The organism is Pseudomonas sp. RA_15y_Pfl1_P11 (genome assembly GCF_963970975.1).
In the GTDB taxonomy this organism is placed as follows: Bacteria; Pseudomonadota; Gammaproteobacteria; order Pseudomonadales; family Pseudomonadaceae; genus Aquipseudomonas; species Aquipseudomonas tritici.
Map to the genome: position 1 here is coordinate 1 of NZ_CAXAOY010000013.1, position 22,597 is coordinate 22,597.

The 22,597-nt window shown below is 58.7% G+C and carries 19 protein-coding genes and 1 pseudogene; 12 read left to right on the forward strand and 8 right to left on the reverse strand.

Translation table 11 applies throughout. The annotated features are described in order from the left end of the window. Positions 1–227: 227 nt before the first annotated feature. On the reverse strand, positions 228–1,130 hold the full coding sequence (locus AACY44_RS16905) for a LysR family transcriptional regulator (protein WP_339436810.1): 903 nt from the start codon (positions 1,128–1,130) through the stop codon (positions 228–230). A 174-nt stretch (positions 1,131–1,304) separates the two neighbouring features. On the opposite strand from AACY44_RS16905, the gene AACY44_RS16910 reads away from it, so the two are divergent. From AACY44_RS16910 to AACY44_RS16930, 5 genes are all read left to right on the forward strand, one after another. Continuing rightward, positions 1,305–1,964, forward strand: a complete 660-nt coding sequence (locus tag AACY44_RS16910; protein ID WP_339530706.1) for an RraA family protein — start codon at positions 1,305–1,307, stop codon at positions 1,962–1,964. 11 nt (positions 1,965–1,975) lie between these two features. Next, on the forward strand, positions 1,976–3,181 hold the full coding sequence (locus AACY44_RS16915) for an aminotransferase class I/II-fold pyridoxal phosphate-dependent enzyme (protein ID WP_339436747.1): 1,206 nt from the start codon (positions 1,976–1,978) through the stop codon (positions 3,179–3,181). Between the two features lie 88 nt (positions 3,182–3,269). Next, positions 3,270–4,553, forward strand: a complete 1,284-nt coding sequence (locus AACY44_RS16920) for a cation:dicarboxylate symporter family transporter (protein ID WP_339436746.1) — start codon at positions 3,270–3,272, stop codon at positions 4,551–4,553. Positions 4,554–4,911: 358 nt separating this feature from the next. After that, entirely contained in the window at positions 4,912–5,271 is a 360-nt protein-coding gene (locus AACY44_RS16925; protein WP_339530709.1) for a DUF2326 domain-containing protein, read from the forward strand. Positions 5,272–5,396: 125 nt separating this feature from the next. Continuing rightward, on the forward strand, positions 5,397–6,089 hold the full coding sequence (locus AACY44_RS16930; RefSeq protein ID WP_339437540.1) for a helix-turn-helix domain-containing protein: 693 nt from the start codon (positions 5,397–5,399) through the stop codon (positions 6,087–6,089). 58 nt (positions 6,090–6,147) lie between these two features. Here AACY44_RS16930 and hrpB read toward each other — a convergent pair whose 3' ends face one another. Together hrpB and AACY44_RS16940 are read right to left on the reverse strand one after the other, a co-directional pair. Next, entirely contained in the window at positions 6,148–8,670 is a 2,523-nt protein-coding gene (gene hrpB, locus AACY44_RS16935) for an ATP-dependent helicase HrpB (protein WP_339530711.1), read from the reverse strand. 250 nt (positions 8,671–8,920) lie between these two features. Beyond that, positions 8,921–9,301, reverse strand: a pseudogene (locus tag AACY44_RS16940) (DEAD/DEAH box helicase); the annotation flags it as partial. A gap of 192 nt (positions 9,302–9,493) precedes the next feature. Between AACY44_RS16940 and AACY44_RS16945 the strand changes: the two are divergent. Together AACY44_RS16945 and AACY44_RS16950 are read left to right on the forward strand one after the other, a co-directional pair. After that, complete coding sequence (locus AACY44_RS16945) at positions 9,494–9,913, forward strand: polyribonucleotide nucleotidyltransferase (RefSeq protein WP_339530713.1); 420 nt, start codon at positions 9,494–9,496, stop codon at positions 9,911–9,913. Positions 9,914–9,928: 15 nt separating this feature from the next. Further along, on the forward strand, positions 9,929–10,834 hold the full coding sequence (locus AACY44_RS16950) for a cation diffusion facilitator family transporter (RefSeq protein WP_339530714.1): 906 nt from the start codon (positions 9,929–9,931) through the stop codon (positions 10,832–10,834). A gap of 26 nt (positions 10,835–10,860) precedes the next feature. Here AACY44_RS16950 and AACY44_RS16955 read toward each other — a convergent pair whose 3' ends face one another. Continuing rightward, positions 10,861–11,844 (reverse strand): DUF6515 family protein, encoded by a 984-nt coding sequence (locus AACY44_RS16955; protein WP_339471395.1) that lies wholly within the window; start codon positions 11,842–11,844, stop codon positions 10,861–10,863. A gap of 398 nt (positions 11,845–12,242) precedes the next feature. Here AACY44_RS16955 and AACY44_RS16960 point away from each other — a divergent pair, with 398 nt between their 5' ends. Further along, positions 12,243–12,722, forward strand: coding sequence for an Lrp/AsnC family transcriptional regulator (locus tag AACY44_RS16960; protein WP_017735654.1), 480 nt, complete (start codon positions 12,243–12,245; stop codon positions 12,720–12,722). Positions 12,723–12,916: 194 nt separating this feature from the next. Further along, positions 12,917–13,126 (forward strand): DUF2788 domain-containing protein, encoded by a 210-nt coding sequence (locus AACY44_RS16965; RefSeq protein WP_049713471.1) that lies wholly within the window; start codon positions 12,917–12,919, stop codon positions 13,124–13,126. Here the strand turns inward: AACY44_RS16965 and AACY44_RS16970 are convergent. From AACY44_RS16970 to AACY44_RS16985, 4 genes are all read right to left on the reverse strand, one after another. Then, positions 13,121–13,756, reverse strand: a complete 636-nt coding sequence (locus AACY44_RS16970) for a pseudouridine synthase (RefSeq protein WP_339437543.1) — start codon at positions 13,754–13,756, stop codon at positions 13,121–13,123. The genes AACY44_RS16965 and AACY44_RS16970 overlap by 6 nt on opposite strands. 71 nt (positions 13,757–13,827) lie before the next feature. Further along, complete coding sequence (gene amn, locus AACY44_RS16975) at positions 13,828–15,300, reverse strand: AMP nucleosidase (protein WP_339427978.1); 1,473 nt, start codon at positions 15,298–15,300, stop codon at positions 13,828–13,830. Positions 15,301–15,405: 105 nt separating this feature from the next. Beyond that, positions 15,406–17,052, reverse strand: a complete 1,647-nt coding sequence (locus AACY44_RS16980; protein ID WP_339530715.1) for an acyl-CoA dehydrogenase family protein — start codon at positions 17,050–17,052, stop codon at positions 15,406–15,408. Positions 17,053–17,119: 67 nt separating this feature from the next. Then, complete coding sequence (locus AACY44_RS16985; RefSeq protein WP_339416898.1) at positions 17,120–19,516, reverse strand: hybrid sensor histidine kinase/response regulator; 2,397 nt, start codon at positions 19,514–19,516, stop codon at positions 17,120–17,122. A gap of 287 nt (positions 19,517–19,803) precedes the next feature. On the opposite strand from AACY44_RS16985, the gene AACY44_RS16990 reads away from it, so the two are divergent. From AACY44_RS16990 to hemL, 3 genes are read left to right on the forward strand one after another with little or no spacing between them, the layout of a single operon-like run. Next, positions 19,804–20,601, forward strand: a complete 798-nt coding sequence (locus AACY44_RS16990) for a hydroxymethylpyrimidine/phosphomethylpyrimidine kinase (RefSeq protein ID WP_339416899.1) — start codon at positions 19,804–19,806, stop codon at positions 20,599–20,601. Between the two features lie 18 nt (positions 20,602–20,619). Then, on the forward strand, positions 20,620–21,243 hold the full coding sequence (gene thiE, locus AACY44_RS16995) for a thiamine phosphate synthase (protein WP_339416900.1): 624 nt from the start codon (positions 20,620–20,622) through the stop codon (positions 21,241–21,243). 17 nt (positions 21,244–21,260) lie between these two features. Beyond that, positions 21,261–22,544, forward strand: coding sequence for a glutamate-1-semialdehyde 2,1-aminomutase (gene hemL / locus AACY44_RS17000; RefSeq protein WP_339456756.1), 1,284 nt, complete (start codon positions 21,261–21,263; stop codon positions 22,542–22,544). The last annotated feature ends 53 nt before the right edge of the window (positions 22,545–22,597 follow it).

Here is a 22,597-nt window from a genome sequence, read left to right on the forward strand (position 1 = left end):
GGATCGAACTGAAGGGCGAATCGATGCGCAGACGCGCAACGAAATTGACGACGACAGGGACTTCAGACTAACAATGCAAACCTGCGTCGCTGCGCTCCGACTGCCTGGCCGGATGAGCGTGGAAAGGATGGCCGGATGTTGGTGGACTGGGTGGCCGGATGGCGTGGAATGCGCAGTCAGTGCATTCAACAGAATAGCGAAGGTGGCTACGTCTACGACGAATAGCCTCACTGGGCGATTAGGAGACGAGAGAAGTCACAGAGTTTTTTGGCCATTTCGGCGATGTCTGCACCGACACCTACCCAGCGATCTGCTCGGTACAACGCTATGTAGTTCGTGTCAGGCAACGCAGGCTCGCACCGTATCTCTCGCAAATCACCACGCTCAAGCAGATGCCCAATGCAGTCACAAGGCAAATAAGCAACGCCTAGGCCTGAAATAGCCAAGCCTACCTGAGCGAGCAAGTTGTTAACCGTCACTGACTTGGCGAAATTGACACCCTGGTTGGCGAACCATCTCTGATACAAAAGCCCCGCACCCGATGAGATGCCTTGAGTTAAAAGTTTTTGGTCTGCCAGTTCATCAAGCGTCCACAGTCGTCCGGTGTCAAGCAATCGGGGCGAACACATCCAGACATTACGAACCCCTTGCAGCATAACTTGTGTAAAGCGGGCATCGCCGAAGACATCTGGGAGGACAACTAGATCTAGGTGATCTTGCTCCAACTTGCGGAAGAGATCAGCGCCCACTTCGACCAGTGGTTCCAGCTGAAGGCGGGGATAGACTTCGCTGACGGCCTCCACGAGCGACGGTAGCCACGTCATCGCCGTGAGCTCAGTTACGCCAATACGGAATCGTCCCACTAAGGCAGATTTATCGCTGACCTCTCCTAGCATTTGATCGCGGCGGGAGAGCAGTTCGGCAGCATGCTCAAGTAACAGCGTACCCCTAGGTGTGAGTCGAGCAGTCCGCCTCGACCGATCAAACATGGCAACCTTGAACGTGTCCTCCAATTCTGAAATGCGTTTAGAAATGGCCGATTGCGACATGTTCAGCTTCGCAGCGGCTGATTCAAAGCTGCCTAGCTGAGCGATCCAGAAAAGCGCCTCGAGTTGCTTGAATGTCACCACAACAACTGTCCTTTCATAGGTGCCGATGCTGATCCGCATTTTCCGTGATCACAATGGCTGATCGATAAATGTTTACTAAAAGAGATGGTATCACATCCAAAAATATCGCTAAAAGCATTCAAGGTATCTCCTTATCATCTAGGAAAAACAACACCTGTGTGACGGAGATATCCCATGTCCCTTGGCAACCGATTCAACCCGCCGGCTCCCTCTGCTGCACCCAGCATGATCGAAGCCTTTCGTACCGTCGTCACCCCGCACATCAGTGACAACATGAGACGTCACATCGGTGCGCGTGGTCTAACCCGCTACAACCAAACCGGCAAGCTGGTTGGAACTGCACTGACCGTGAAAACCCGTCCAGGCGACAATCTGATCATCTATAAAGCTCTGACCATGCTGCGGCCAGGGGATGTCTTGGTTGTTGACGGCCAAGGCGACACCACCAACGCGATGATCGGCGAGCTTATCAAGCTGTATGCACTACAGCATGGCTGCGTGGGATTCGTAATCGATGGGGCCATCCGCGACGTCGCCTGCTTCTCAGACACTCCGTGTTACGCGAAAGCTGTTGTGCACTGCGGCCCTTATAAAACCGGCCCTGGCGAAGTCAACGTGCCCGTCAGCATCGGGGGGATGATCATTAATCCAGGCGATATCATCGTTGGCGACGAAGACGGTGTTGTTGCCTTCTCCCAAGCAGACGCAGAAGAAGTCCTGTCCAAGGCACGGGATCACGAAGCTCTGGAAGAGCGCGTTAAGGCAGAAATCGCCAACGGTTCGGTAGACCAGTCTTGGATCAATAATGCGTTGGCTAAAGCCGGCCTGCTGTGAGGACAAACGAAATGAATAAATATCTTTCTGAGCGCGTATTAAGCATTGCTCCATCCCCAAGCGTCGCCGCTAACGCACTGGTTGCTGAGCTTCGTGCTGAAGGCCGGGATATCGTCAACTTCACCGTTGGTGAGCCTGATCTGAATACACCGGCGCATATCGTTGAAGCTGCTCGCAAAGCAATGGAAACTGGTGACACCCATTACACAAACACTTCGGGCACCCCAGCACTGCGTGACGCCATCGTCACCAAGCTTGCTCGCGACAATGGTCTCCAGTACGCGATTGATGAAGTAGTTGCAGGCACGGGCGGCAAGCAGGTGATCTTTGAGGCGCTTGCTGCAACCCTTAATCCTAACGACGAAGTCATCGTTCACAGTCCCTACTGGGTGTCGTACCCCGACATCACCAAGCTCAACGGCGGCACGCCGGTTGTCATTGACGGGAACCAGGAAAACGGCTTCAAGTTGACCCCTGAACAACTGCGGAAAGCAATTACTCCTCGCACGAAATGGGTCATTCTCAATAGTCCAAACAACCCAAGCGGTGCCGTCTACAGCGCAGCTGAACTGAAGGCCCTCGCACAGGTGCTCCGTGCTCATCCGCATGTCCTAATCATGGCGGACGAGATTTATGAGCACTTCGTGTACGGCGACGAGCCGTACCTGTCGTTTCCTGCTGCTGCGCCAGATCTGAAAGATCGGATCCTAATCATTAACGGCGCCTCAAAAGGCTATGCGATGACCGGATGGCGCTTGGGCTTCGGTGCGGGCCCGAAGTGGCTGATCGCTGCAATCGGTAAGCTGCTATCGCAGAGCACCACCTGCCCAAGCTCCATTAGCCAAGCCGCCGCTGTAGCTGCATTTGCCGGAGATCAGGCTCCAGTGAAGTCGATGGCCAAGCTCTATCGCGGTCGTCGGGACATCATGCTAGTAGCTCTAGAAGGCGTACCAGGGCTGACGTATGTCGTTCCTGAAGGTGCATTCTATCTGTTCGTAAATGTCCAGGGGCTCCTCGGCAAAGTCACTCCAGGCGGTAAAACGCTCAACACTGATGGGGACGTAGTTAAATACTGGCTTGAAGAGGCAGGGGTTGCGACAGTGGTTGGTGGAGCTTTTGGCATTAGCCCTTACGTCCGTTTGTCCTTTGCAAGCGGTGAGTCCGTAATCCAGCAAGGATGTGCGCGCATTCGTCATGCCTGTGAGTCTCTGCGCTAACCAGCAATCAATAGCTGGAAGCCACCGGGGGCGTTAGCCCCCGATTTTTTAAAACAAGATCCTGCCGCTGAAAATCTGTGAGACGGACATGCATAAACCTCGTATTCCCCTGGTCGCTCAGATCCTGATCGGCCTTGTAGCAGGCATCATCTTGGGTGCTGTACTCAACCATTACCCTGAGGCTCGCCCTTGGCTAATCGCCAATATTCTCCAACCCGCTGGCGACCTGTTCATCAAATTGATGAAGATGATCGTTATTCCAATCGTTTTCTGTTGCATGGTCGTTGGGGTCGCAGGTCAAGGTGATACCAAAGCCTTGGGCCGTATGGGGGCTAGAACCCTTCTCTATTTCTTCGGCATCACCACGAGCGCAATTATTTTTGGTCTGGTTTTGGGCAATTTACTTGAGCCCGGTGCTGGCACTGATCTGCACAGCCTCAAGGCTGCTGAAATCGCGCTTCCTTCTGGCGGGGGGCACCAGGGCGTAGCTGGTCTGATTCTAGGAATCGTTCCCGACAATATTATCGACTCGATGGCCAAAGGAAATTTGCTGCCTGTTTTGTTCTTTGCCGTGATGTTCGGCCTGGGCCTTTCAGGCCTTCCTAAAGAACGGAAGGATCCCGTTCTGGCAGTATTCAGAGGCATGAGTGATGCCATGTTCAGAGTGACATCTATGGTGATGGCATATTCGCCAATCGGCGTGTTCGGTATGATCTCGGTGACAGTCGCAAATTTCGGCTTCTCCTCGCTCCTGCCCTTGGCAAAGCTTATTGTCGTTACCTACATCGCCCTGTTCCTTTTCGCAATTGTTGTCCTGGGCTCGATAGCGAAACTTGCTGGCATCCCGTTCATCGGCCTCATTCGCCATATCAAAGACGAGTTGGTACTGGCTTTCTCAAGCGCGAGCTCTACGGCAGTCATGCCACAGCTGATGTCCAAGCTCGAGAAGTTCGGCGCACCCCGCGAGGTTGTTAGTTTCGTTGTCCCGGTCGGCTACTCGTTCAACTTGGACGGCGCTTCCATCTTTTTGGGGATTGGCACGCTCTTCGTCGCTCAGCTCTACGGCATTGAGCTGAGCTTGGCACAACAAGCCATGCTGGTAGTCACCATGGTGCTGACGTCTAAGGGTGCTGCCGGTGTACCTGGCTTCATGTTCGTGATCCTTTCTGCCACCCTGGCGAGCGCTGGGCTACCTCTTGAAGGTATCGCGTTTATCGCTGGCGTCTACCGGATCATGGATATGGGTACAACTACGCTCAACGTCCTCGGTAACGCATTGGCCCCATTGGTCATTGCGAAATGGCAAGGGAATCAAGCGACCTCCCCAGCCACCGGAGCTACATACGAGGGGGAGATTTCTAGCGCTAAGTAAGGTAGCGTTTCTGCGACCACGGTAGAAACAAATTATGCCCCTGAGATATGCGGAGCCTAAACGGCCCTCGATCATCATGGTTTAAAGAGTCCGCCTGGCAGAACGGCCTTCGTTCTGCCAGGCCATGGTCAGGCTTGATGTTGGCGTTACATCGCCGGTACTGAAAGCCTAGCTGGGCAGGTGCGGTTCTGACGGAGTTCGGAGCCATCGGTCACCCCCCCCACGCGGGTGGTGGCCGCCTCTTCAGTAGAGCCTAAGATACGCCTTCGCCCGGAGAAGCGGTTCCCCAGCTGTTGCGTTCAGGACTGTATTCGTTACTCACCTAATTTTTTGGCCAAAATCCGGGCTGCGAGCTAATTTGCCTCTTGCTTCGCAACTTCGAATAAAAAGTGCTAGCTCGTACAGCGTCACTTGCCCGATGGATACCGGGACGGGTAAGTCCTACGCCGGACTTGTAGGTTTCGACTTAGCGATGCTATCACTTACACGACTGCCATTTGTAATTCACGACTCCATCATCTACAAAAACATCGAATTGGCCGCCACAGAAAATATTATCCGCATCCTAAACTCAGTAAGAAGAAAGCAGATATTTCTCGCATTTGATGAAGCAAAGAAGTTTAACAAGGAAACACAGCAGACTCTTCAGGCCCATAAGGTTTTACAGCTTCACCGCGATCAGCTTCTATATAAAGCCGACTGGAGGGAAAAAAAGTAATCCCTCTCCTCCCGAAGGTGAGTGGGATATAAGGACGGTGCCTGTCGTGTTCGTGTCGTGTTGCAGCGACCTGAGCACTTCCATACTTGACCCATCAGATGAGCCAATGGGGCAGGAGAAACGATATGAGCAGCTTCGATACAATTGAGACCCGCGTGCTGAGCAAGGGCGAACTGGGTCAGGTGGTCAGATACCTGCGTGAGATCCGTCAATGGTCACAAGAGACGCTTGCGGAACTCTCCAGAACAACCCCGAGAACCATCCAGCGAGTGGAGGCTGGCTCAGGTGGGAACCCTCACACTTTGCGATCGTTGGCCAGTGCTTTCGAGTTTAAGGACATCGATGCATTCACCAAACCCATGGCGATCCCGACAAATGAACAGTTGCAAGCTGCCAGAGACAAGTTCGAAAAAGAGTATGTGCTTACGAAGGTGCTATTGCTTGAATCGGGCAGAAATCTAGCCAATCTTGCAGCCGAGTGCATAGGCGATTACATCGAGCTAGACTTTGACCCCAACCAAGATCAAGCCGAGACGTTTGCTGAACTGGTCGATTACCTCAGGGAATATCGCGATTGCGCAGAACTTTACTCAAGCACATCTCGCCTGGCCGTGTTTGATGAACTGCAGGCACTCCTAGACCGACTTGCTGATCAGGGCGTCACGTTCCGTTACGTATTAAGAAAGATGGTATCTAAGGACGAGTCAGATCCGAATCATCAGCCACGACCGGTCGGAGACGTCCTTTACCTGATGGGGTACAAGGACGGTGAGGCGCCTGAAGAGATAGCTCTGCCCAAGAGAATGAGCCTGCTGTAAATCTAAGCCTTCTGGTAATTACCCCAGCCGCCAAAAAGACTGGGGATTACTTGGACACTCATGGCTTTCTGGGCTTGGCTCTAGCGGTAGCCTCTGCGATTAAAGGGTTGTCAGGCCAAAAGTGCTTTGGGTATCTACCCTTGAGATCTTTCTTCACTTCCGCATAGGTACTCCGCCAGAAGTTGGCAAGATCTTGGGTGACCTGTACAGGCCTCCGGGCCGGCGACAACAAATGTAGCGTCAGCGGCTGTTTCCCATGAGCAATCCGAGGCGTTTCGGCCAGCCCGAACAATTCCTGTAGCCGCACAGCAAGGATTGGCGGGTACTCTGAATAGTCGATGCGGATGTTCGAACCAGAAGGCACCTGGATCGCCTGCGGCGCCTGAACATCCAACTCTTGCGGAAGCGGCCAAGGCAGGAGGTTTCTGACTATCGAAGACAGATCCAGCTGGCTGAAGTGACTGAGCCTCGTGACTTTGCCCAGGTATGGCGTCAGCCAATCTTCCAGTGTATCCAAGAGATTGGTATCACTGAGATCAGGCCATTTGCTAGCGGATTGGCCACTCTGGATATCCATCTGACGGAGCAGATCGACTCGAGCTTGCCACTGCCGCAGCTCAGGGCTCCAGGGCAGGAGTTCGATGCCCTTGCGCCTCACGAGGTTGACCAAGGCCAGCGAACGGGTTTGCTCATCGAGACTTGGCAGGGCTGTCGTCGACAAGATGAGTTGCCCAACCTTCAACTGCCGCTCAGCCTTCAGCACCCCTTCCCTTTCATCCCAGTCGACCTCATCGACAGACCTCACAAGATCAGCCAGCTCGTCATCGAACAGGGCCGGATCGAGGTCACTCGCCAGGTAGATCCGCTCCTCACGCTGGCCTTGCCGGCTACCCAGATCGGCTACCACCAGCCACTCGTGTTTGGTGAGAGCATCAGGCTCGGAGAATACGGCAGCCCGTCCGTTGGAGAGACGATACTCAGATGTGCTTGAACGCCTCTGCAGGCCGATTCGATCTGGATATGCATACGCCAACAGGCAACCTACCCATCGTGGATGGTCGGGCTCGCTAACGGGGCTGGAGGCTCTTCCACGCAGCAGGGATCGATACTGCCGAGCAGACTGCTTAACTCGCTGCAATGGGCCACCACCTCGACGTGAATGTTGCTCGCCTGACAATGCACTCAGCCTGGTATAAAGATCTGCACCGGCTCCGCGCAGAATGTCTTTCTCACCCAACAGTGCTGCGATATTGCAAGCCAGGTCATCTAGCCCCATCGAGTTACCTTTGATGAGCAGATGAGCGATCCGTGGATGCGCTGGTAGCTCGCTCATCGACGATCCGTGTGGTGTGAGCTGCCCAGCATCATCAAGTGCGCCTAAGCTCTTCAGCAGGTCTCGGGCTTGTGCGAAGGGAGCTGATGGAGGTTGGTCGAGCCAGGTCATCTCATCCGGCTTCATTCCCCACCGGGCCAACTGGAGAGCCAGGGCTGCAAGATCCGCCTGCAGGATTTCAGGGGTACTGTAGCCAGCCATTTGCTCGTGCTGCGACTCAGACCAAAGGCGATAGCAGATACCTGGTTCCAACCGCCCTGCCCGTCCTGCACGCTGAGTAGCACTGGCCTTCGAAATACGCTGTGTGTCGAGCCGGGTCATTCCACTGCGAGGATCGAATTTCGGCACTCGCTCGAGACCACTGTCCACCACCACTCTGACACCTTCGATGGTCAAGCTGGTCTCCGCGATGTTCGTGGCCAGTACGATCTTCCGGGAGCCTTTGGGTGCCGGGTCTATCGCAGCACGCTGAGCATTTAAGTCGAGGTCGCCGTATAGAGGACATACGATTACCTTTGGACGACCACTCAACTGCTCCTTGAGCGCCTCAGTCACCCGCCGAATCTCTGCCTGCCCAGGAAGGAAAACCAAAACGCTTCCCGACTGTTCGTTGATGGCAGCCAAACAGGTGTCAGTGACTCGCGCATCCATACGCTCGCCCGGCTGATATGGACTGCCCCAAACCGGTACGACCGGATACATTTGGCCCTCACTGGTGACCACAGGCGCATCATTCAGCACTTTTGAAAGGCGAGCACCTTCCAGCGTTGCGGACATCAGAAGCAACTTCAGTGGCGGCTCATCACGCAGAAGCTCACGAGCACTCACGCACAGAGCCAGTGCAAGGTCGGAGTCGAGGTTTCGCAGGTGGTATTCGTCGAAGATCACCACACCCACACCATCCAGCGCAGGATCATCTTGAAGCCGGCGAGCCAGGATACCTTCTGTGACCACTTCAATCTGGGTGCGAGGGCCTACCTTGCTTTCAAGACGAATGCGGTATCCGACAGTCTCACCAACCTTCTCACCAAGCTCACTCGCCAAACGTTCAGCGGCGGCCCGAGCAGCCAATCGACGAGGCTCGAGCATCAGGATCTTCTGGTCACCAAGCCAAGGTTCGTTCAGGAGCGCCAGGGGCACTCGAGTGGTCTTACCCGCACCAGGTGGCGCTTCAAGGATTACTTCGTGGCGGTTGGCCAGGGCCTCTCGTAGGTCTGGCAATACGAGGTCAATAGGTAGAGAAATCATCAAGGCTCCCAAAGCAGGGAAGCAGTATACGCTGGGCGTTGAGTGATGATTTGGACTTGAGAGTGCCAGTCAGGATCAGTGAGCTACCTAAGTGCACGATTTGAAGATAAGAATAGCGAGGGAAGGAGCAGGAGCATCCAAGCCTTGTGGGCTTTGACTTTCAAGCAAGAGCAAAAGCAGGCAACGCCTTGTGGGCGTTGCCTCTAAAGCTTGACAACCAGAAGCCTAAAAGCGAACCAATCAGCAAAACATGGAATTCGTCGAAAATCAGCAGGCCCACGCCGTCCAGCGCCGGGTCGTCCTGCAGGCGGCGGGTGAGAATGCCTTCGGTGACCACTTCGATGCGCGTGTTGGGGCCGACTTTGCTGTCCAGCCGAATGCGATAACCGACGGTTTCACCGACTTTTTCACCCAGCTCACTGGCCAAGCGCTCGGCAGCGGCGCGGGCGGCAAGGCGGCGCGGTTCGAGCATCAGGATGGTTTGCCCGGCTAGCCATGGCTCATTCAACAGGGCCAAGGGCACGCGGGTGGTTTTACCGGCGCCGGGCGGCGCTTCCAGCACGGCTTCATGGCGATTCGCCAAGGCGTCACGCAGGGCGGGTAAAACATCATCAATCGGCAACGAATTCATACTGGCTCCAAAGCAGAGCGGCGAGTATAACGGCGAACTGCCGGTTGCCGACGCTGGTCTGAAAAACACCACCGGCTGCGCCTGGCAACGCGCTCAACGGCGGGAGCTGGCTTGCCTACTCGCACATTAGAGCGCTGTTGTTCAGCAGTATTGTCATATAGTCCCGTATCAATCGTGCTCAGGAGAATTTTTATGCGTATCGCTTCCCGTGTCATTGGTGGTGTCCTCGCCGTCACCCTGCTGAGCCAACTGACGGCCTGCGGATCGATCTTCTACCCGGACCGCCGCGGCCAGATCGACGGCAAGATCGACCCGACGATTGCCGTGCTCGATGCCGTGGGCCTGCTGTTCTACGTAATCCCAGGCCTGATCGCTTTTGGTGTGGACTTCGCCACCGGCGCCATCTACTTCGAACCGGGCAAGACCGCCCAGGTCGACCCGGAAAAACTCCACGAAGCCATCGGCGCCGACGGCAAGGTCGACAATGCCAAGCTGCAAAGCATCATTCAGAAAGAAACCGGCCGCACCCTGCCGCTGGAAGACCCGCGCATGATCCAGTTCAAAGGCAGCGTGCAACAGCTCGCCAGCCTGGGCCTGCAACCTGCCGCTTAAGGAATCGAGCCGCCTATGACCAGCGGTCCCGAACACGCCCGGCTCTTGCGCCTGGCCACTCGCGCTTCGGTGGGCGTGGCCTGTGCGTTGATTATCACCAAGGCCATCGCTTGGTGGTTCAGCGGCTCGGTGAGCATGCTCGCCGGGTTGACCGACTCGCTGCTGGACGGCGTGACCTCGCTGTTGAATTTGCTCGCGGTGCATTACGCCCTGCGCCCGGCCGATGACGATCACCGTTATGGGCATGGCAAGGCAGAATCGCTGGCGGGCATGGCGCAGGCGCTGTTTATCGGTGGCAGTGCGGTGCTGATCGCGTTCCAGGCCTACGAGCGGCTGCAGCACCCGGAACCCGTGGGCGCGCCGTGGTTGAGCATTGGCGTAATCGTGTTTTCCCTGGCGTTGACCGTCGCCTTATTAATGCTGCAACACCGGGTGATCCGCGAAACCGGCTCCAACGCCGTGCGCGCGGATTCACTGCACTACCGCTCGGACCTGATGCTCAATGGGAGCATCCTGGTGGCGCTGGTGCTGGCGGGTGTTGGCTACCATCAAGTGGACGCCTGGTTCGGCCTGGGCATCGCTGCCTACATCTTGTGGAGCGCGGTCCAGATCGCTCGGGAAAGTTTTGCGGTGTTGATGGATGAAGAGCTGCCGACGGACGTCAGCCAGCACATGTTGGAACTGGCCCGTGGCGTACCGGGGGTGTTGGGCGCACATGATCTGCGCACGCGGATTTCCGGCAGCCACTGGTTTGTGCAATTGCACCTGGAGTTGCCGGGGGAGTTGACGCTGTCAGTCGCCCACGGGATCAGCGACCAGGCCGCCGATGCCATTCACAAGGCTTACCCGCGCGCCGAAGTGCTGGTGCATGCGGATCCTGCGGATCAGCTTCAAGCTGCAAGTCACAAGCCTCAAGCTTGACACCAAAAGCTTGAGGCTTGTCGCTGCTACTGTTGCACCTGATAGCCGCGACTGCTCAGGCAGTTGCCCTGGGCCTGGCGGTAGGTTTGCACCACCGCAGGGTCTGGGGCGTACGTCACCGCCTGCGGATCGAAGCCGCTTTGCTGCACCGCCCAGCGATAACAGTCGTAACCGTCCTGCTGCACCTGGGCCGGTGACTGGCCGTTGGCGGGGTACGCCACCACGTCATAGCCATTGCCTTGCGGCGTGGGCTGCGGCGCCGGCACGGCGGTCGGCGGTTGCACCACCACGTACTGCTGGGAACTGCTTTCGTAGGTGTAATAAGAGCCCGCCGCAAGAAAGAACAGCGCACTGCCTATCCACACTTCACGTGCATAGTCGGGCAGGTATTGCACGCGGATTCCGTAGGGCGGCGTCACCACTACATAGCGCGGCCCTTGCGGGCGGTACCAGTAGCCACCGGAATAGAAATAATCCTGGCCGCGGTAAGGCACGCGGTAGTTGCGGTCGGGGAAGCGGTCGATCACGTAGCCAGGACGATGTTGCGGGCCTGGGCCCCAACCATTGCCGTGCCCGTCGGGGCGGCCTGGCCAGCGGTTGTCGCCGGGCCGTGAGCCTGGGCCGCCGGCTTCCCAATGTGGGTTACCATCATTGCGTCGCGGGATGTCGCGGTAATAGCCCTGGCGGGGCTCCTGGGTCTGGCGCACGGTGTCGGGGCGACTCTGGATCGGCAGGTTATTCGACGGTTGCGGTTGCTGCACCGGCCGCCCCTGCTCATTGCCCTGGGGACGCCCCTGCCATTGGCCACCACCGTTCTGGGCACCACCATCGAAATGCTGATTCTGTGGGCGCGGCTGTTCATTATTCCCAGGCCGTCCGCCCTCCGGCCCTCTTTCATGCTGACCACCGCCTTCACCGCGCGGCGCGTTATCACGCTCGTCGGCCACTGCCTGAGCACCAACGGTGACCATCAGCAAACCAACACCTGCCCAACGCCAGATGCGCTTCATGCTATTCCTCATTGCGGATTAGGACCTGTCCATGAGACTGGAAAAGCGAGGCCCGGTTCTTGGACAGGTTATCAGCAGGCAAAAGAAAAGGGGTGACCCGTCGGCCACCCCTTGAGAACTTCGTCCTGGCTCAACGCTTTTGGCGTTGGCTCACCTCACGCCGTCTTGTGGACAGTGTGCAGCCTGGAGGCCGGCTCAACCCTGCTGGGGTGGCGGCCGCAGCGGGCCTGATTGGGCGCGCTGTAAGTGGACTGTTGTCCAGGCGGTGATTCTGTTGATAAAGATACAGGCGAGCGCCCGACAGATGATTGCGAAGATTGCGTCAATAAACAGTGCTTGCGCAATTTTTAACCCTTCATAGATAATTAACCGCAATAGTTACGACAAAGGCCAACCCAATGAGCAAGCTTGACCGATACGACCTGAGTATTTTGGCGGAATTGCAGCGTGATGCGAGGATCTCCAACCAGGAGTTGGCCGAACGTATCGGCTTGTCGCCTTCGCCGTGCTCGCGCCGGGTCAAGCAACTGGAGGATGACGGCTACATCGCACGCCAGGTCGCTCTGCTCGACCGCAAGATGCTCGGCCTGAGCCTCACTGCCTATGTGCTGATCGGCATGGACCGTCACACCCCCGAGCGTTTCGAGAATTTCGAAGCGGCCATTCGCACCTTGCCCCAGGTATTGGAATGCAGTTTGGTGACGGGAATGGATGCTGACTACCAATTGAAAGTGGTGGTGCCGGATATGGATCACTACCAGAAGTTGCTGCTGGGGCATCTAACGCGCATTGATGGCGTGACCAGCGTGCGGTCGAGCTTTGTGCTGAACCAGGTGCTCAACAGCACTGAGTTACCACTGACCCATCTGCGTACCTGAGCCCCATGAAGATCAAATGTGGGAGCTGGCTTGCCTGCGATGCAGACACCTCGGTATGTCAGCCAGACCCAGGTGATGCTATCGCAGGCAAGCCTGCTCCCACATTGATTGCATTCCAACTCAAGTCAATATTGCGCCTGTAGCACTGCCGTATACTCGCCGCCTGCCTTTGTCGGAAATACTCCATGAACAACATCGATCCCGTCCTGTTTGAAGAATGGATGATGACCGGCCTGGTCACCATCCTGATCATTTTCATGGGCTTTATCGTCTGGGACCTGGCGAAGAAATCCAAAGCCGGACGCTTTGGCTCGTTCATCCTGTTCTTCGTGCTGGGCCTGGGCGTGGCCGCGTTCATCATCAAGAGCGTGGTCATCGGTCTGATCGAGTCCGGCGCCTTATAAGCGCGCCGGCACTTCCTTCCACTGGCCTTGATCCAGGCCTTCAATTGTCCAATCGCCAATTCGCACACGTACCAGGCGCAAGGTGGGCAACCCCACGGCGGCGGTCATGCGCCGTACCTGACGGTTGCGCCCTTCTCGAATCACCAACTCCAACCAATGGGTCGGCACGCTTTTACGAAAGCGCACCGGCGGGTTGCGCGGCCATAACTCGGGCTCATCCAACTGCCGCGCTTCGGCGGGCAAGGTCTTGCCGTCATTGAGCTCGACGCCGTCACGCAGCCGTTGCAGTTGCTCTTCGGTCGGTTCGCCCTCCACTTGTACCCAGTAGGTTTTCGCCAGTTTGTGCTTGGGGTCGGCAATCCGCGCCTGGAGTTGGCCATCGTTGGTCAGCAGCAACAGGCCTTCACTGTCACGGTCCAGGCGACCGGCCGGGTAGATGCCGGGGATGTCGATAAAGTCCTTGAGGGTCGCGCGCCCGCCTTCGTCGCTGAACTGGGTCAGCACGTCAAACGGTTTATTGAAGAGGATCAACTTCGGCTCGGCCGGCGGTGCCTTGGCGACACGACGGGCTGCGGAATGCGTAGGTTTCACGCTGGGGCGGCGCGAATCAGGACGGGTGGGACGGGACATGGCAAAGGAACATCTAACGGTCAGGACCGACAATCCTAGTGGCCTGACCGTTAAATGACCATCCCAACCGCTTAGCGGAACGGCGGTTCGTCGAAGCTGCGCAGTTTGCGCGAGTGCAGCGAGTTGAGTTCGGTGCGCAGCAGGTCGACGGCTTCGATGCCGATCTTCAAGTGCTGGCTGACCGCGCGCTCATAGAACGCGTTGGCCGAACCCGGCAGTTTGATCTCGCTGTGCAGCGGCTTGTCGGACACGCACAGCAAGGTGCCGTAAGGCACACGCAAGCGGTAGCCTTGCGCCGCGATGGTACCGCTTTCCATGTCCACGGCCACCGCGCGAGACAGGTTGATCAATGGGCGTTCCTGGGCCCAGCGCAGCTCCCAGTTACGGTCGTCATAGGTCAACACGGTGCCGGTGCGCAGGCGTTTTTTCAGCTCTTCGCCTTGTTCGCCGGTGACGTTGGCCGCCGCCCGCTGCAAGGCCATCTGCACTTCGGCCAGGGCCGGAATCGGAATATTCGGCGGCACTACGCGGTCGAGAATCCCGTCGCGGCGCATATAGGCGTGGGCCAGTACGTAGTCGCCAATGGTCTGGGATTGGCGCAGGCCGCCGCAGTGGCCGATCATCAGCCAGCAATGCGGGCGCAGCACGGCCAAATGGTCGGTGATGTTCTTGGCGTTGGACGGGCCGACGCCAATGTTCACCAGGGTCACGCCGTGGCCGTCGCTGGCCTGCAAGTGATAGGCCGGCATTTGATAACGATGCCACACAACGCCTGCGGCAATCGCCGACGCTTCACCGTGGTCCATGCTCTTGTCGATCACCACGTTGCCCGGCAGCACCATACGGATAAACCGTGGGTCGCTGCGCAGTTGCTCCAGGCCATGCACGATGAACTGGTCGACATAACGGTGGTAGTTGGTCAGCAGGATCCACGGTTGCACATGGCGCCAGTCGCTGCCGGTGTAGTGCACCAGCCGACGCAGGGAAAAGTCCACGCGCGCCGCGTCGAACAGCGCCAGGGGCAGTGGGTCGGTGTTCTCCCAGTCGTAGAGGCCATCGGCGATGCCATCGGTGGCAGCCGACAGGTCAGTGCTGGGGAACACGCGAGCCAGGGTCGCGGCGGTCACGCCGGAGCCGGCCAGTTCGTCGCCCTGCTCCACCACATACGGGTACGGGATGTTCTGCTGGCTGACGCCCACTTCCACCGTCACGGTGAAGTCGTGCATCAACGGCACCAGTTGCTCCAGCAGGTACTTACGGAAGGCCGCAGGATGGGTGACGGTAACGCTGTAGGTCCCCGGCAACTGGACCTTCGCGTACGCCCGAGTGGTCTGTGGGACTTCGCCGTGGCAGTGGTAGGTCAGGCGCAGTTCTGGGTAACGAAACAGCGCACGTTGTTCGGCATCGGGTTCGACGCGGTCTTTGAGGTACTGCTTGAGGGCTTGATTGAGCGCGCCGGTAGCGCGCTCATGCAGGGCCGCCAGACGATCCACGGCTTCTTCAGCGGTTTGAACGACAACAAAAGCTTCGGTCACGGTAAGCATCCTGTGTTCTGACTTGCAGGCCTTTATCTTGCCTGTATCCCAGGCTCACATAAACACCAGAGTTGGAATGCTTTGAAAGGTGGGAGCTGGCTTGCCCGCGTTTATTCAGTTAGGTGTCGAGCGGGCAACAATCGCTTCCACCTCCATACCACGCGGCAAAGTCCCGTAGGCCCGACCGGATGACTCACCCAACCGGCTGGCAATAAATCCATCACTCACCGCCGCATTCCCTGCCTCCAGCAACAATTTGGCCTGCAACGCCACGGCGATATCCTCGGTCAACTGCCGCGCACGGTACTGGATATCCTGAGTGTCCATAAACGCCGACTTCAGCTGTTCAATATGCCGCGCCAGTGGCTTATCCCCGTGCCCGTCCCCGAGTTCGACAAACAACGCCTCCAGCACACCCGGTTCTTTCGATAACGCGCGCAGCACGTCCAGGCACTGCACATTGCCGGAACCTTCCCACGTCGAATTCACCGGGGCCTCACGATAAAGGCGCGGCAGGATGCTGTCCTCCACATACCCGGCGCCGCCCATGCACTCGGCGGCTTCGTTGATCATGGCCGGGGCGCGCTTGCAGATCCAATACTTGCCCACCGCCGTCACCAGCCGGGCGAACTTGGCTTCCTGCTCATCACCCAGGTTATCCAGGGCCTTGCCCATGCGCATGCTCAGGGCCAGCGCGGATTCGCTTTCCAGTGCCAGGTCAGCCAGCACGTTTTGCATCAGCGGTTGCTCGCCGAGTACACGCCCACCCACCGAGCGATGGGCACAATGATGGCTGGCCTGGGTCAGCGCCTGACGCATCAGGGCGCTGGAACCGACCATGCAATCGAAGCGGGTCATGGCGACCATCTCGATGATGGTGGGCACGCCGCGTCCCTCCTCGCCGATCATCCAGGCCAGGGCGCCACGGAACTCCACTTCGCTGGAGGCGTTGGAGCAGTTGCCGAGTTTGTTTTTCAGGCGCTGGATGTAGAACTCGTTGCGCGTGTCATCCGGGCGATGTCGGGGCAATAGGAAACAGGAGAGGCCCTTGTCGGTTTGCGCCAGCGTTAGAAAGGCATCACACATCGGCGCCGAGCAGAACCATTTGTGGCCCACCAGTTCATAGGCTTGCCCCGGGCCGCCTGCGCCTACCGGATAAGCCCGGGTGGTATTGGCGCGCACGTCAGTGCCGCCCTGTTTCTCGGTCATGGCCATGCCGATGGTGGCGCCAGCCTTGTGGCGGATGCCGACATTGCGCGGGTCGTAGTGAGTGCTGAGAATTTTCGGCAGCCAAAGGTCAGCCAATTCTGGCTGAATACGCAGCGCCGGCACACAGGCGAAGGTCATGGTCAGCGGGCAGCCGGTACCGGCTTCGGCCTGGCTGTGCAGGTAGGTCATGGCAGCGCGGGCCACATGGGCACCGGACTGCGGGTGCGCCCAAGGCAGCGACGGCAGACCATGCTCGACGGCGGTGCGCATCAGTTCGTGGTAAGCCGGGTGAAATTCCACCAGGTCGATGCGATGACCATAACGGTCATGGCTGTTGAATACAGGCTTGTTCTGATTGGCCAGGAACCCGGCTTCCATCAGCGGCCCGCCGGCCAGCGCGCCGTAGGCATCAATGCGCGCCTGCGCCCAGCCAGCGCCACAGCGGCGTGACCATTCCTGCAAGGGCAAGTCGATGCGATACAGGTTAGTGCCGTCCAGGGACGGCGGTTGGTTGGTGACGTCGTGGGTCTCGGCAAACTGATGCAGGTTCATGACGGGCCTCCTGAAAAAGGCCACGTCCAGTTGGGGCCTGAATTTCAGTTAAGCACCGTCATCCTCCTCAAAAAAGGGGCATACCCGCCGAAAGCCCGGCGCTTTCGCCCTCAACCGGACACAACAACCGACGCTGCAACACCGCTTGCAATGCCTCGAAACGCACCGGTTTGACCAGCCGATCGGAGATACCGATGCCATGGCAATGCTCGCGTTCAGACACATTCAGCGACGTACTCACGGCGATCACCGGCAATTCACCGCAGCCAGGCAGTGCACGAATCTGACAGCACAACGAGAAACCACCTTCGGGAAGGTCCAACAGTACCGCGTCGAAATCCTCGCCCTGCAAAGCCGCCAACGCGTTAGGGCCGCTGTCCACGCTTTTCACCCGGTAGCCGAGCTTAAGCAGCATGCCGCGCACCACTAATTGGCCGACGCTGTTGTCATCCACCACCAGCACCGCGCACTCCTGAGGCGCGCGTTGCCGGCCTGGCATTGGTTTGAACTCAGGCGGCGTTGGGCTGACCTCCACCTCCAGCTCCAGCTGGAAGCGGCTGCCTTTGCTCGGTTCGGAATGATGAGTGAGGCGCCCGCCCAGCAGCTCGATCAGTTGCCGACAGATCGCCAAGCCGATACCCATGCCGCCATATTCACGGGTGGTAGAGCCATCGAGCTGGAAGAACCGCTGGTACAGCGTGGCCTCATCCAGGAAGGCAAAGCCGATGCCGGTGTCGGTGACGATAAAGCTCAGGCGCAAAGCGCCCTCACTGTGCGGCACGCCAACCACACGCAGGCGGACCGACCCTTCGTGGGTGAATTTGAAGGCGTTGTCCAGCAGGCAATCCAGGCATTGCAGCAGTTTGTCGGCGTCGCCCACCACGCGGTCCGGCAGCTCGCCCGCCACGTCGATGGAAAACGCCAGGCCTTTGCTCTGGGCGCTGGCGTTGAACTGCTGGCGCAAGGTGTCCAGCGTCCCGCGCAGGCTGAACACCTGCGGCTGGGCACTCAGGCGCCCGGCCTGCAATTCGGTCAGGGTGAGGATGCCGTTGACCATGCGCATCATGTCCCGCGCCGAACCGGCGGCCGTTTGCTGGTACTGCGCCAGGTCAGCGTCCAACCGCACGGTTTGCATCAGCTCAAGGGAGCCAATCACGCCGTTCATGGGCGTGCGCAGTTCGTGAGTGAGGGTAGCGAGGAACTCATCCTTGAGTCGGTTACTGCGGGCCAATTGCTGGTTGAGCACTTCGAGCTTCTGGCTGGCATCGAACAGGATCTGCGCCTGTTGTTCACGCATGGAATTGATGCGGTCGGCCAGGGCCAGGGACAACAACGCCACTTCAATCGCCGAGCCGATCTGACTGGCGTACATGGTCAGGAACACATTGGGCAGGTAGCCCAGCACCATCAGCGTATTCACCACCCCGCCCAGCAGGAACGCCGACCAGGCGATGATGAAATAGCGCGCCACTCGCTGGCCGCAATACCAGGCCTTGATGGCGGCAACAAAGATGGTCACGGTAAATACCAGCGCCAGACCGGTGGCCAGGCGCAGCGCCAGGGCGTAGCTGGTCATCAACGACAGCAGCATCACCACTGCGCCGCAGGCCACCAACGCCAGCAGCAGGCGGTTGATCCCGCGACTGTGCTGGGCGGTGTGCAAGAAGCTGCGCGCAAACAGGCTGCCGAAGAGCGCCGCCGAGCCAATCAGGAACGGCGTCGCCGCATTCGCCCACCAAGGGTTGTTTGGCCAGAAATACTCCACCGCCGCGCCGTTGACCGACAGTTGGTACATGCCGAACGAAGCTATATAGAAGATGTAATAGAGATAGCTGGTGTCGCGCACGCTGAGGTAGATGAACAGGTTGTAGACCAGCATCCCCAACAACACGCCATAGATCAGGCCTAATACATACAAGCGCAGTGGCTGTTGTTCCAGGTAGGCGGTGCTGGACCAGAGCGTCAATGGCGCCTGGATCGAGCCCTCGCTTTGCAGGCGCAGGTAGACGGTTTTCGCCTGCCCAGGGGTGAAGTCGACGTTGAACAGGTAATTGTTCTGGCGAATTTCACGGGAAGAAAATGGCAGCGCATCCCCCGTGCGCCCGGCCAGGCGATAGGTGCCGGTGTTGTCGGGCAGGTACAGGTCAAGATGGTCGAGCGGCGGATACGCCAACTCCAGCAACCAGGTGCGTTGCGCTTCGGGATGGGTGGGCAGGTAATGCAGATTGACCTTGAGCCAGAATACCGAGCGTGAGTAGCCGGCGTTCAGTGTGTCTTTATCGTGGGGCTTGAATTGCGTAGCGGCGGAAGGCGCGCTGACATCCGCAATGGTCAGGGCATCGGTCGGGTCTTCGAGCACTTGCATGGCCCGGCCCAGCGGCAGGCTTCGCGTGTCTTGGTTGAACTCGACAGCGTTGGCGAGCAACGGCAGCCCGCACAACAGTAAAATCAGCAAATAGCGCATAGTGCCCCAGCGTGGCCTGTCCGGTTATGTCAAAAAGCCCCCTATCCTTTTGAGAAGACGTACACCGGCAATACAGTTAGTTGTTTGGATCCACTCTAGCATAGCCGCTAAAGGCCATTGGACACCATTCAAATAAAATTTTTAAAGGCTCTAGAACAAGGGTTTTAGCGTGTTTCACCGTAAGTAACGGACACTAGCAAACAGCCATAAACGCTGATGTTTGCGTACAAAATTCAGCCATCGCCACACGGCCCCGCCAAAAGCGTTTGGTGGTAAGCTCGCGCACCATGAATATCTACAGCTCTCGCCCCGTTGTCCTCTGTCTCTCCGGCCATGATCCCAGTGGTGGCGCCGGCTTGCAGGCAGATATCGAAGCCCTGCTCGCCCAGGGCTGCCATGCGGCCCCGGCCGTCACCGCCCTGACCGTGCAGAACACCGTCAATGTCAGCGATTTCCGCGTGCTCGACCGCGAGTGGGTGCTGGCCCAGGCCAATGCCGTGCTCGGCGATTCCGAAGTGGCAGCGGTCAAGCTGGGCATGCTCGGTTCCACTGCGATGGTCGACACCGTGGTCGAACTGCTGCAGGCGCACCCGCACCTGCCGGTAGTGTGTGATCCGGTGCTGCGCGCCGGTGGCGGTGGCAGCCTGGGCAAGGACGAAGTCGGTTATGCGATGCGCGAGCGGCTGCTGCCGTTGTCGCTGATCGCCACGCCAAACCTGCCCGAAGCGCGCATCCTCGCGCAATTGCCTGAAGGCACGGCGGACGAATGCGCCGAGAAGCTGCTGCCGTATATCAAGCACCTGCTGATCACCGGTGGCCATGGCGATGAGCACGAAGTGCACAACCGCCTCTACAGCCGTGACGGCACGCGCCATACCTTTACCTGCCAGCGCCTGCCCGGCAGTTACCATGGTTCGGGCTGCACGCTGGCCAGTGCATTGGCCGGTCGGATCGCCCAGGGCGAAGGCTTGGTCAGCGCGGTGCAATCAGCCCTCAACTACACCTGGCGCACCCTGCGTGACGCCGAACAACTCGGCCAGGGCCAGTTTGTACCGCGCCGGTTGCCGCTGGATTTCTGCTCTTAAAACCAAGGGGCATGCCCGATGAAACTACGTGGCCTTTACGCCATTACCGACAGCCAACTGTTGGCCGGCAAATTCCTCGCCTACGTCGAAGCGGCGCTGGACGGTGGCGTGACCCTGCTGCAGTACCGCGACAAAAGCAGCGACGAAGCCCGGCGCCTGCGTGAAGCGGAAAAGCTGCGGGAGCTGTGCTCCCGCTACAAGACCCAACTGATCATCAACGATGACGCTGAATTGGCCGCGCGCCTCGGCGTCGGCGTGCACCTGGGCCAGACCGACGGCCCGCTGACCCCGGCCCGTGCGCTGCTCGGCTCCAAGGCCATCATCGGCTCGACCTGTCACAGCCAGATCGAACTGGCCGAGCAGGCCGCCAAGGAAGGCGCCAGTTATGTCGCCTTCGGCCGCTTCTTCAACTCCAACACCAAGCCCGGCGCGCCGGCGGCCACCGTCGAGATGCTGGCCCAGGCCCGCGCACGCTTGCACGTGCCAATCTGCGTGATCGGCGGCATCACCCTGAAGAACGCCGAACCGCTGGTGGCCCACGGTGCCGACCTGCTGGCGGTGGTGCACGGCCTGTTTGGCGCCGACACCACCCAGGAAGTCACGCGCCGCGCCCGCGCGTTCAACGCCCTTCTTAAGATTTGATTTCAGAGAGCCCAACCATGTCCCGTTCCGAAACGCTGTTTGCCAATGCCCAGAAACACATCCCCGGCGGTGTGAACTCCCCCGTGCGTGCGTTCAAAAGCGTGGGCGGCACGCCGTTGTTCTTCAAACATGCCGAAGGCGCCTACGTCACCGACGAAGATGACAAGCGCTACGTTGACTACGTCGGCTCCTGGGGCCCGATGATCCTCGGCCACAGCCACCCAGACGTACTGGACGCGGTGCGCAAGCAACTGGAACACGGCCTGTCCTACGGCGCACCGACCGCCATGGAAACCGAAATGGCTGACCTGGTGTGCGCCATCGTGCCGTCGATGGAAATGGTGCGTATGGTCAGCTCCGGCACCGAAGCCACCATGAGCGCGATCCGCCTGGCCCGTGGTTTCACTGGCCGCGACAGCATCATCAAATTCGAAGGCTGCTACCACGGCCACTCCGACAGCCTGCTGGTAAAAGCCGGTTCCGGCCTGCTGACCCAAGGCGTGCCAAGCTCGGCCGGTGTACCGGCAGCCTTTGCCAAACACACCCTGACCCTACCATTCAACGACATCGCCGCCGTCGAGCAGATGCTCAATGAAGTGGGCCAGGAGGTGGCCTGCATCATCGTCGAACCGGTGGCCGGCAACATGAACTGCGTACCGCCCGCGCCAGGCTTCCTTGAAGGCCTGCGCGAGCAGTGCGACAAGCACGGCGTGGTGCTGATTTTCGACGAAGTGATGACCGGTTTCCGTGTAGCCCTGGGTGGCGCGCAGGCGCACTACAGCGTAACGCCAGACCTGAGCACCTTTGGCAAGATCATCGGTGGCGGCATGCCAGTGGGCTGCTTTGGCGGCAAGCGCGAAATCATGCAACACATCGCGCCGCTGGGCCCGGTGTACCAGGCAGGCACCTTGTCAGGCAACCCACTGGCCATGGCCGCCGGCCTGACCACCTTGCGACTGATCAGCCGCCCGGGCTTCCACGCCGAGCTGACCGACTACACCACCCGCCTGCTCGACGGCCTGCAACAACGCGCCGACGCCGCCGGTATCCCGTTCGTTACAACGCAAGCGGGCGGCATGTTCGGCCTGTACTTCAGCGGCGCCGACGATATCGTCACGTTTGATGACGTGATGGGCGGCGACGCGGATCTGTTCAAGCGCTTCTTCCACCTCATGCTGGAAGGCGGCGTGTACCTGGCGCCGAGCGCTTTCGAAGCCGGCTTCACCTCGATCGCCCATGGCGAAGCCGAGCTGAAGCTGACCCTCGACGCCGCTGAACGCGCCTTCGCCGCACTGAAGTAACTGGCCGTAAAAATCAGGCACCGCGCAAACGGTGTCTGATTTGCTACTTTGCT

Excerpts from the sequence above, each read along its gene's own strand:
- thiE (WP_339416900.1), top strand. The coding sequence starts at position 20,620 with ATGAAACTACGTGGCCTTTACGCCATTACCGACAGCCAACTGTTGGCC.
- AACY44_RS16910 (WP_339530706.1), top strand. The coding sequence starts at position 1,305 with ATGTCCCTTGGCAACCGATTCAACCCGCCGGCTCCCTCTGCTGCACCC.
- AACY44_RS16930 (WP_339437540.1), top strand. The coding sequence starts at position 5,397 with ATGAGCAGCTTCGATACAATTGAGACCCGCGTGCTGAGCAAGGGCGAA.
- AACY44_RS16970 (WP_339437543.1), bottom strand. The coding sequence starts at position 13,756 with ATGTCCCGTCCCACCCGTCCTGATTCGCGCCGCCCCAGCGTGAAACCT.
- AACY44_RS16960 (WP_017735654.1), top strand. The coding sequence starts at position 12,243 with ATGAGCAAGCTTGACCGATACGACCTGAGTATTTTGGCGGAATTGCAG.
- AACY44_RS16945 (WP_339530713.1), top strand. The coding sequence starts at position 9,494 with ATGCGTATCGCTTCCCGTGTCATTGGTGGTGTCCTCGCCGTCACCCTG.
- hemL (WP_339456756.1), top strand. The coding sequence starts at position 21,261 with ATGTCCCGTTCCGAAACGCTGTTTGCCAATGCCCAGAAACACATCCCC.
- AACY44_RS16920 (WP_339436746.1), top strand. The coding sequence starts at position 3,270 with ATGCATAAACCTCGTATTCCCCTGGTCGCTCAGATCCTGATCGGCCTT.
- hrpB (WP_339530711.1), bottom strand. The coding sequence starts at position 8,670 with ATGATTTCTCTACCTATTGACCTCGTATTGCCAGACCTACGAGAGGCC.
- AACY44_RS16990 (WP_339416899.1), top strand. The coding sequence starts at position 19,804 with ATGAATATCTACAGCTCTCGCCCCGTTGTCCTCTGTCTCTCCGGCCAT.
- AACY44_RS16950 (WP_339530714.1), top strand. The coding sequence starts at position 9,929 with ATGACCAGCGGTCCCGAACACGCCCGGCTCTTGCGCCTGGCCACTCGC.
- AACY44_RS16915 (WP_339436747.1), top strand. The coding sequence starts at position 1,976 with ATGAATAAATATCTTTCTGAGCGCGTATTAAGCATTGCTCCATCCCCA.
- AACY44_RS16980 (WP_339530715.1), bottom strand. The coding sequence starts at position 17,052 with ATGAACCTGCATCAGTTTGCCGAGACCCACGACGTCACCAACCAACCG.
- amn (WP_339427978.1), bottom strand. The coding sequence starts at position 15,300 with ATGCTTACCGTGACCGAAGCTTTTGTTGTCGTTCAAACCGCTGAAGAA.
- AACY44_RS16985 (WP_339416898.1), bottom strand. The coding sequence starts at position 19,516 with ATGCGCTATTTGCTGATTTTACTGTTGTGCGGGCTGCCGTTGCTCGCC.
- AACY44_RS16955 (WP_339471395.1), bottom strand. The coding sequence starts at position 11,844 with ATGAAGCGCATCTGGCGTTGGGCAGGTGTTGGTTTGCTGATGGTCACC.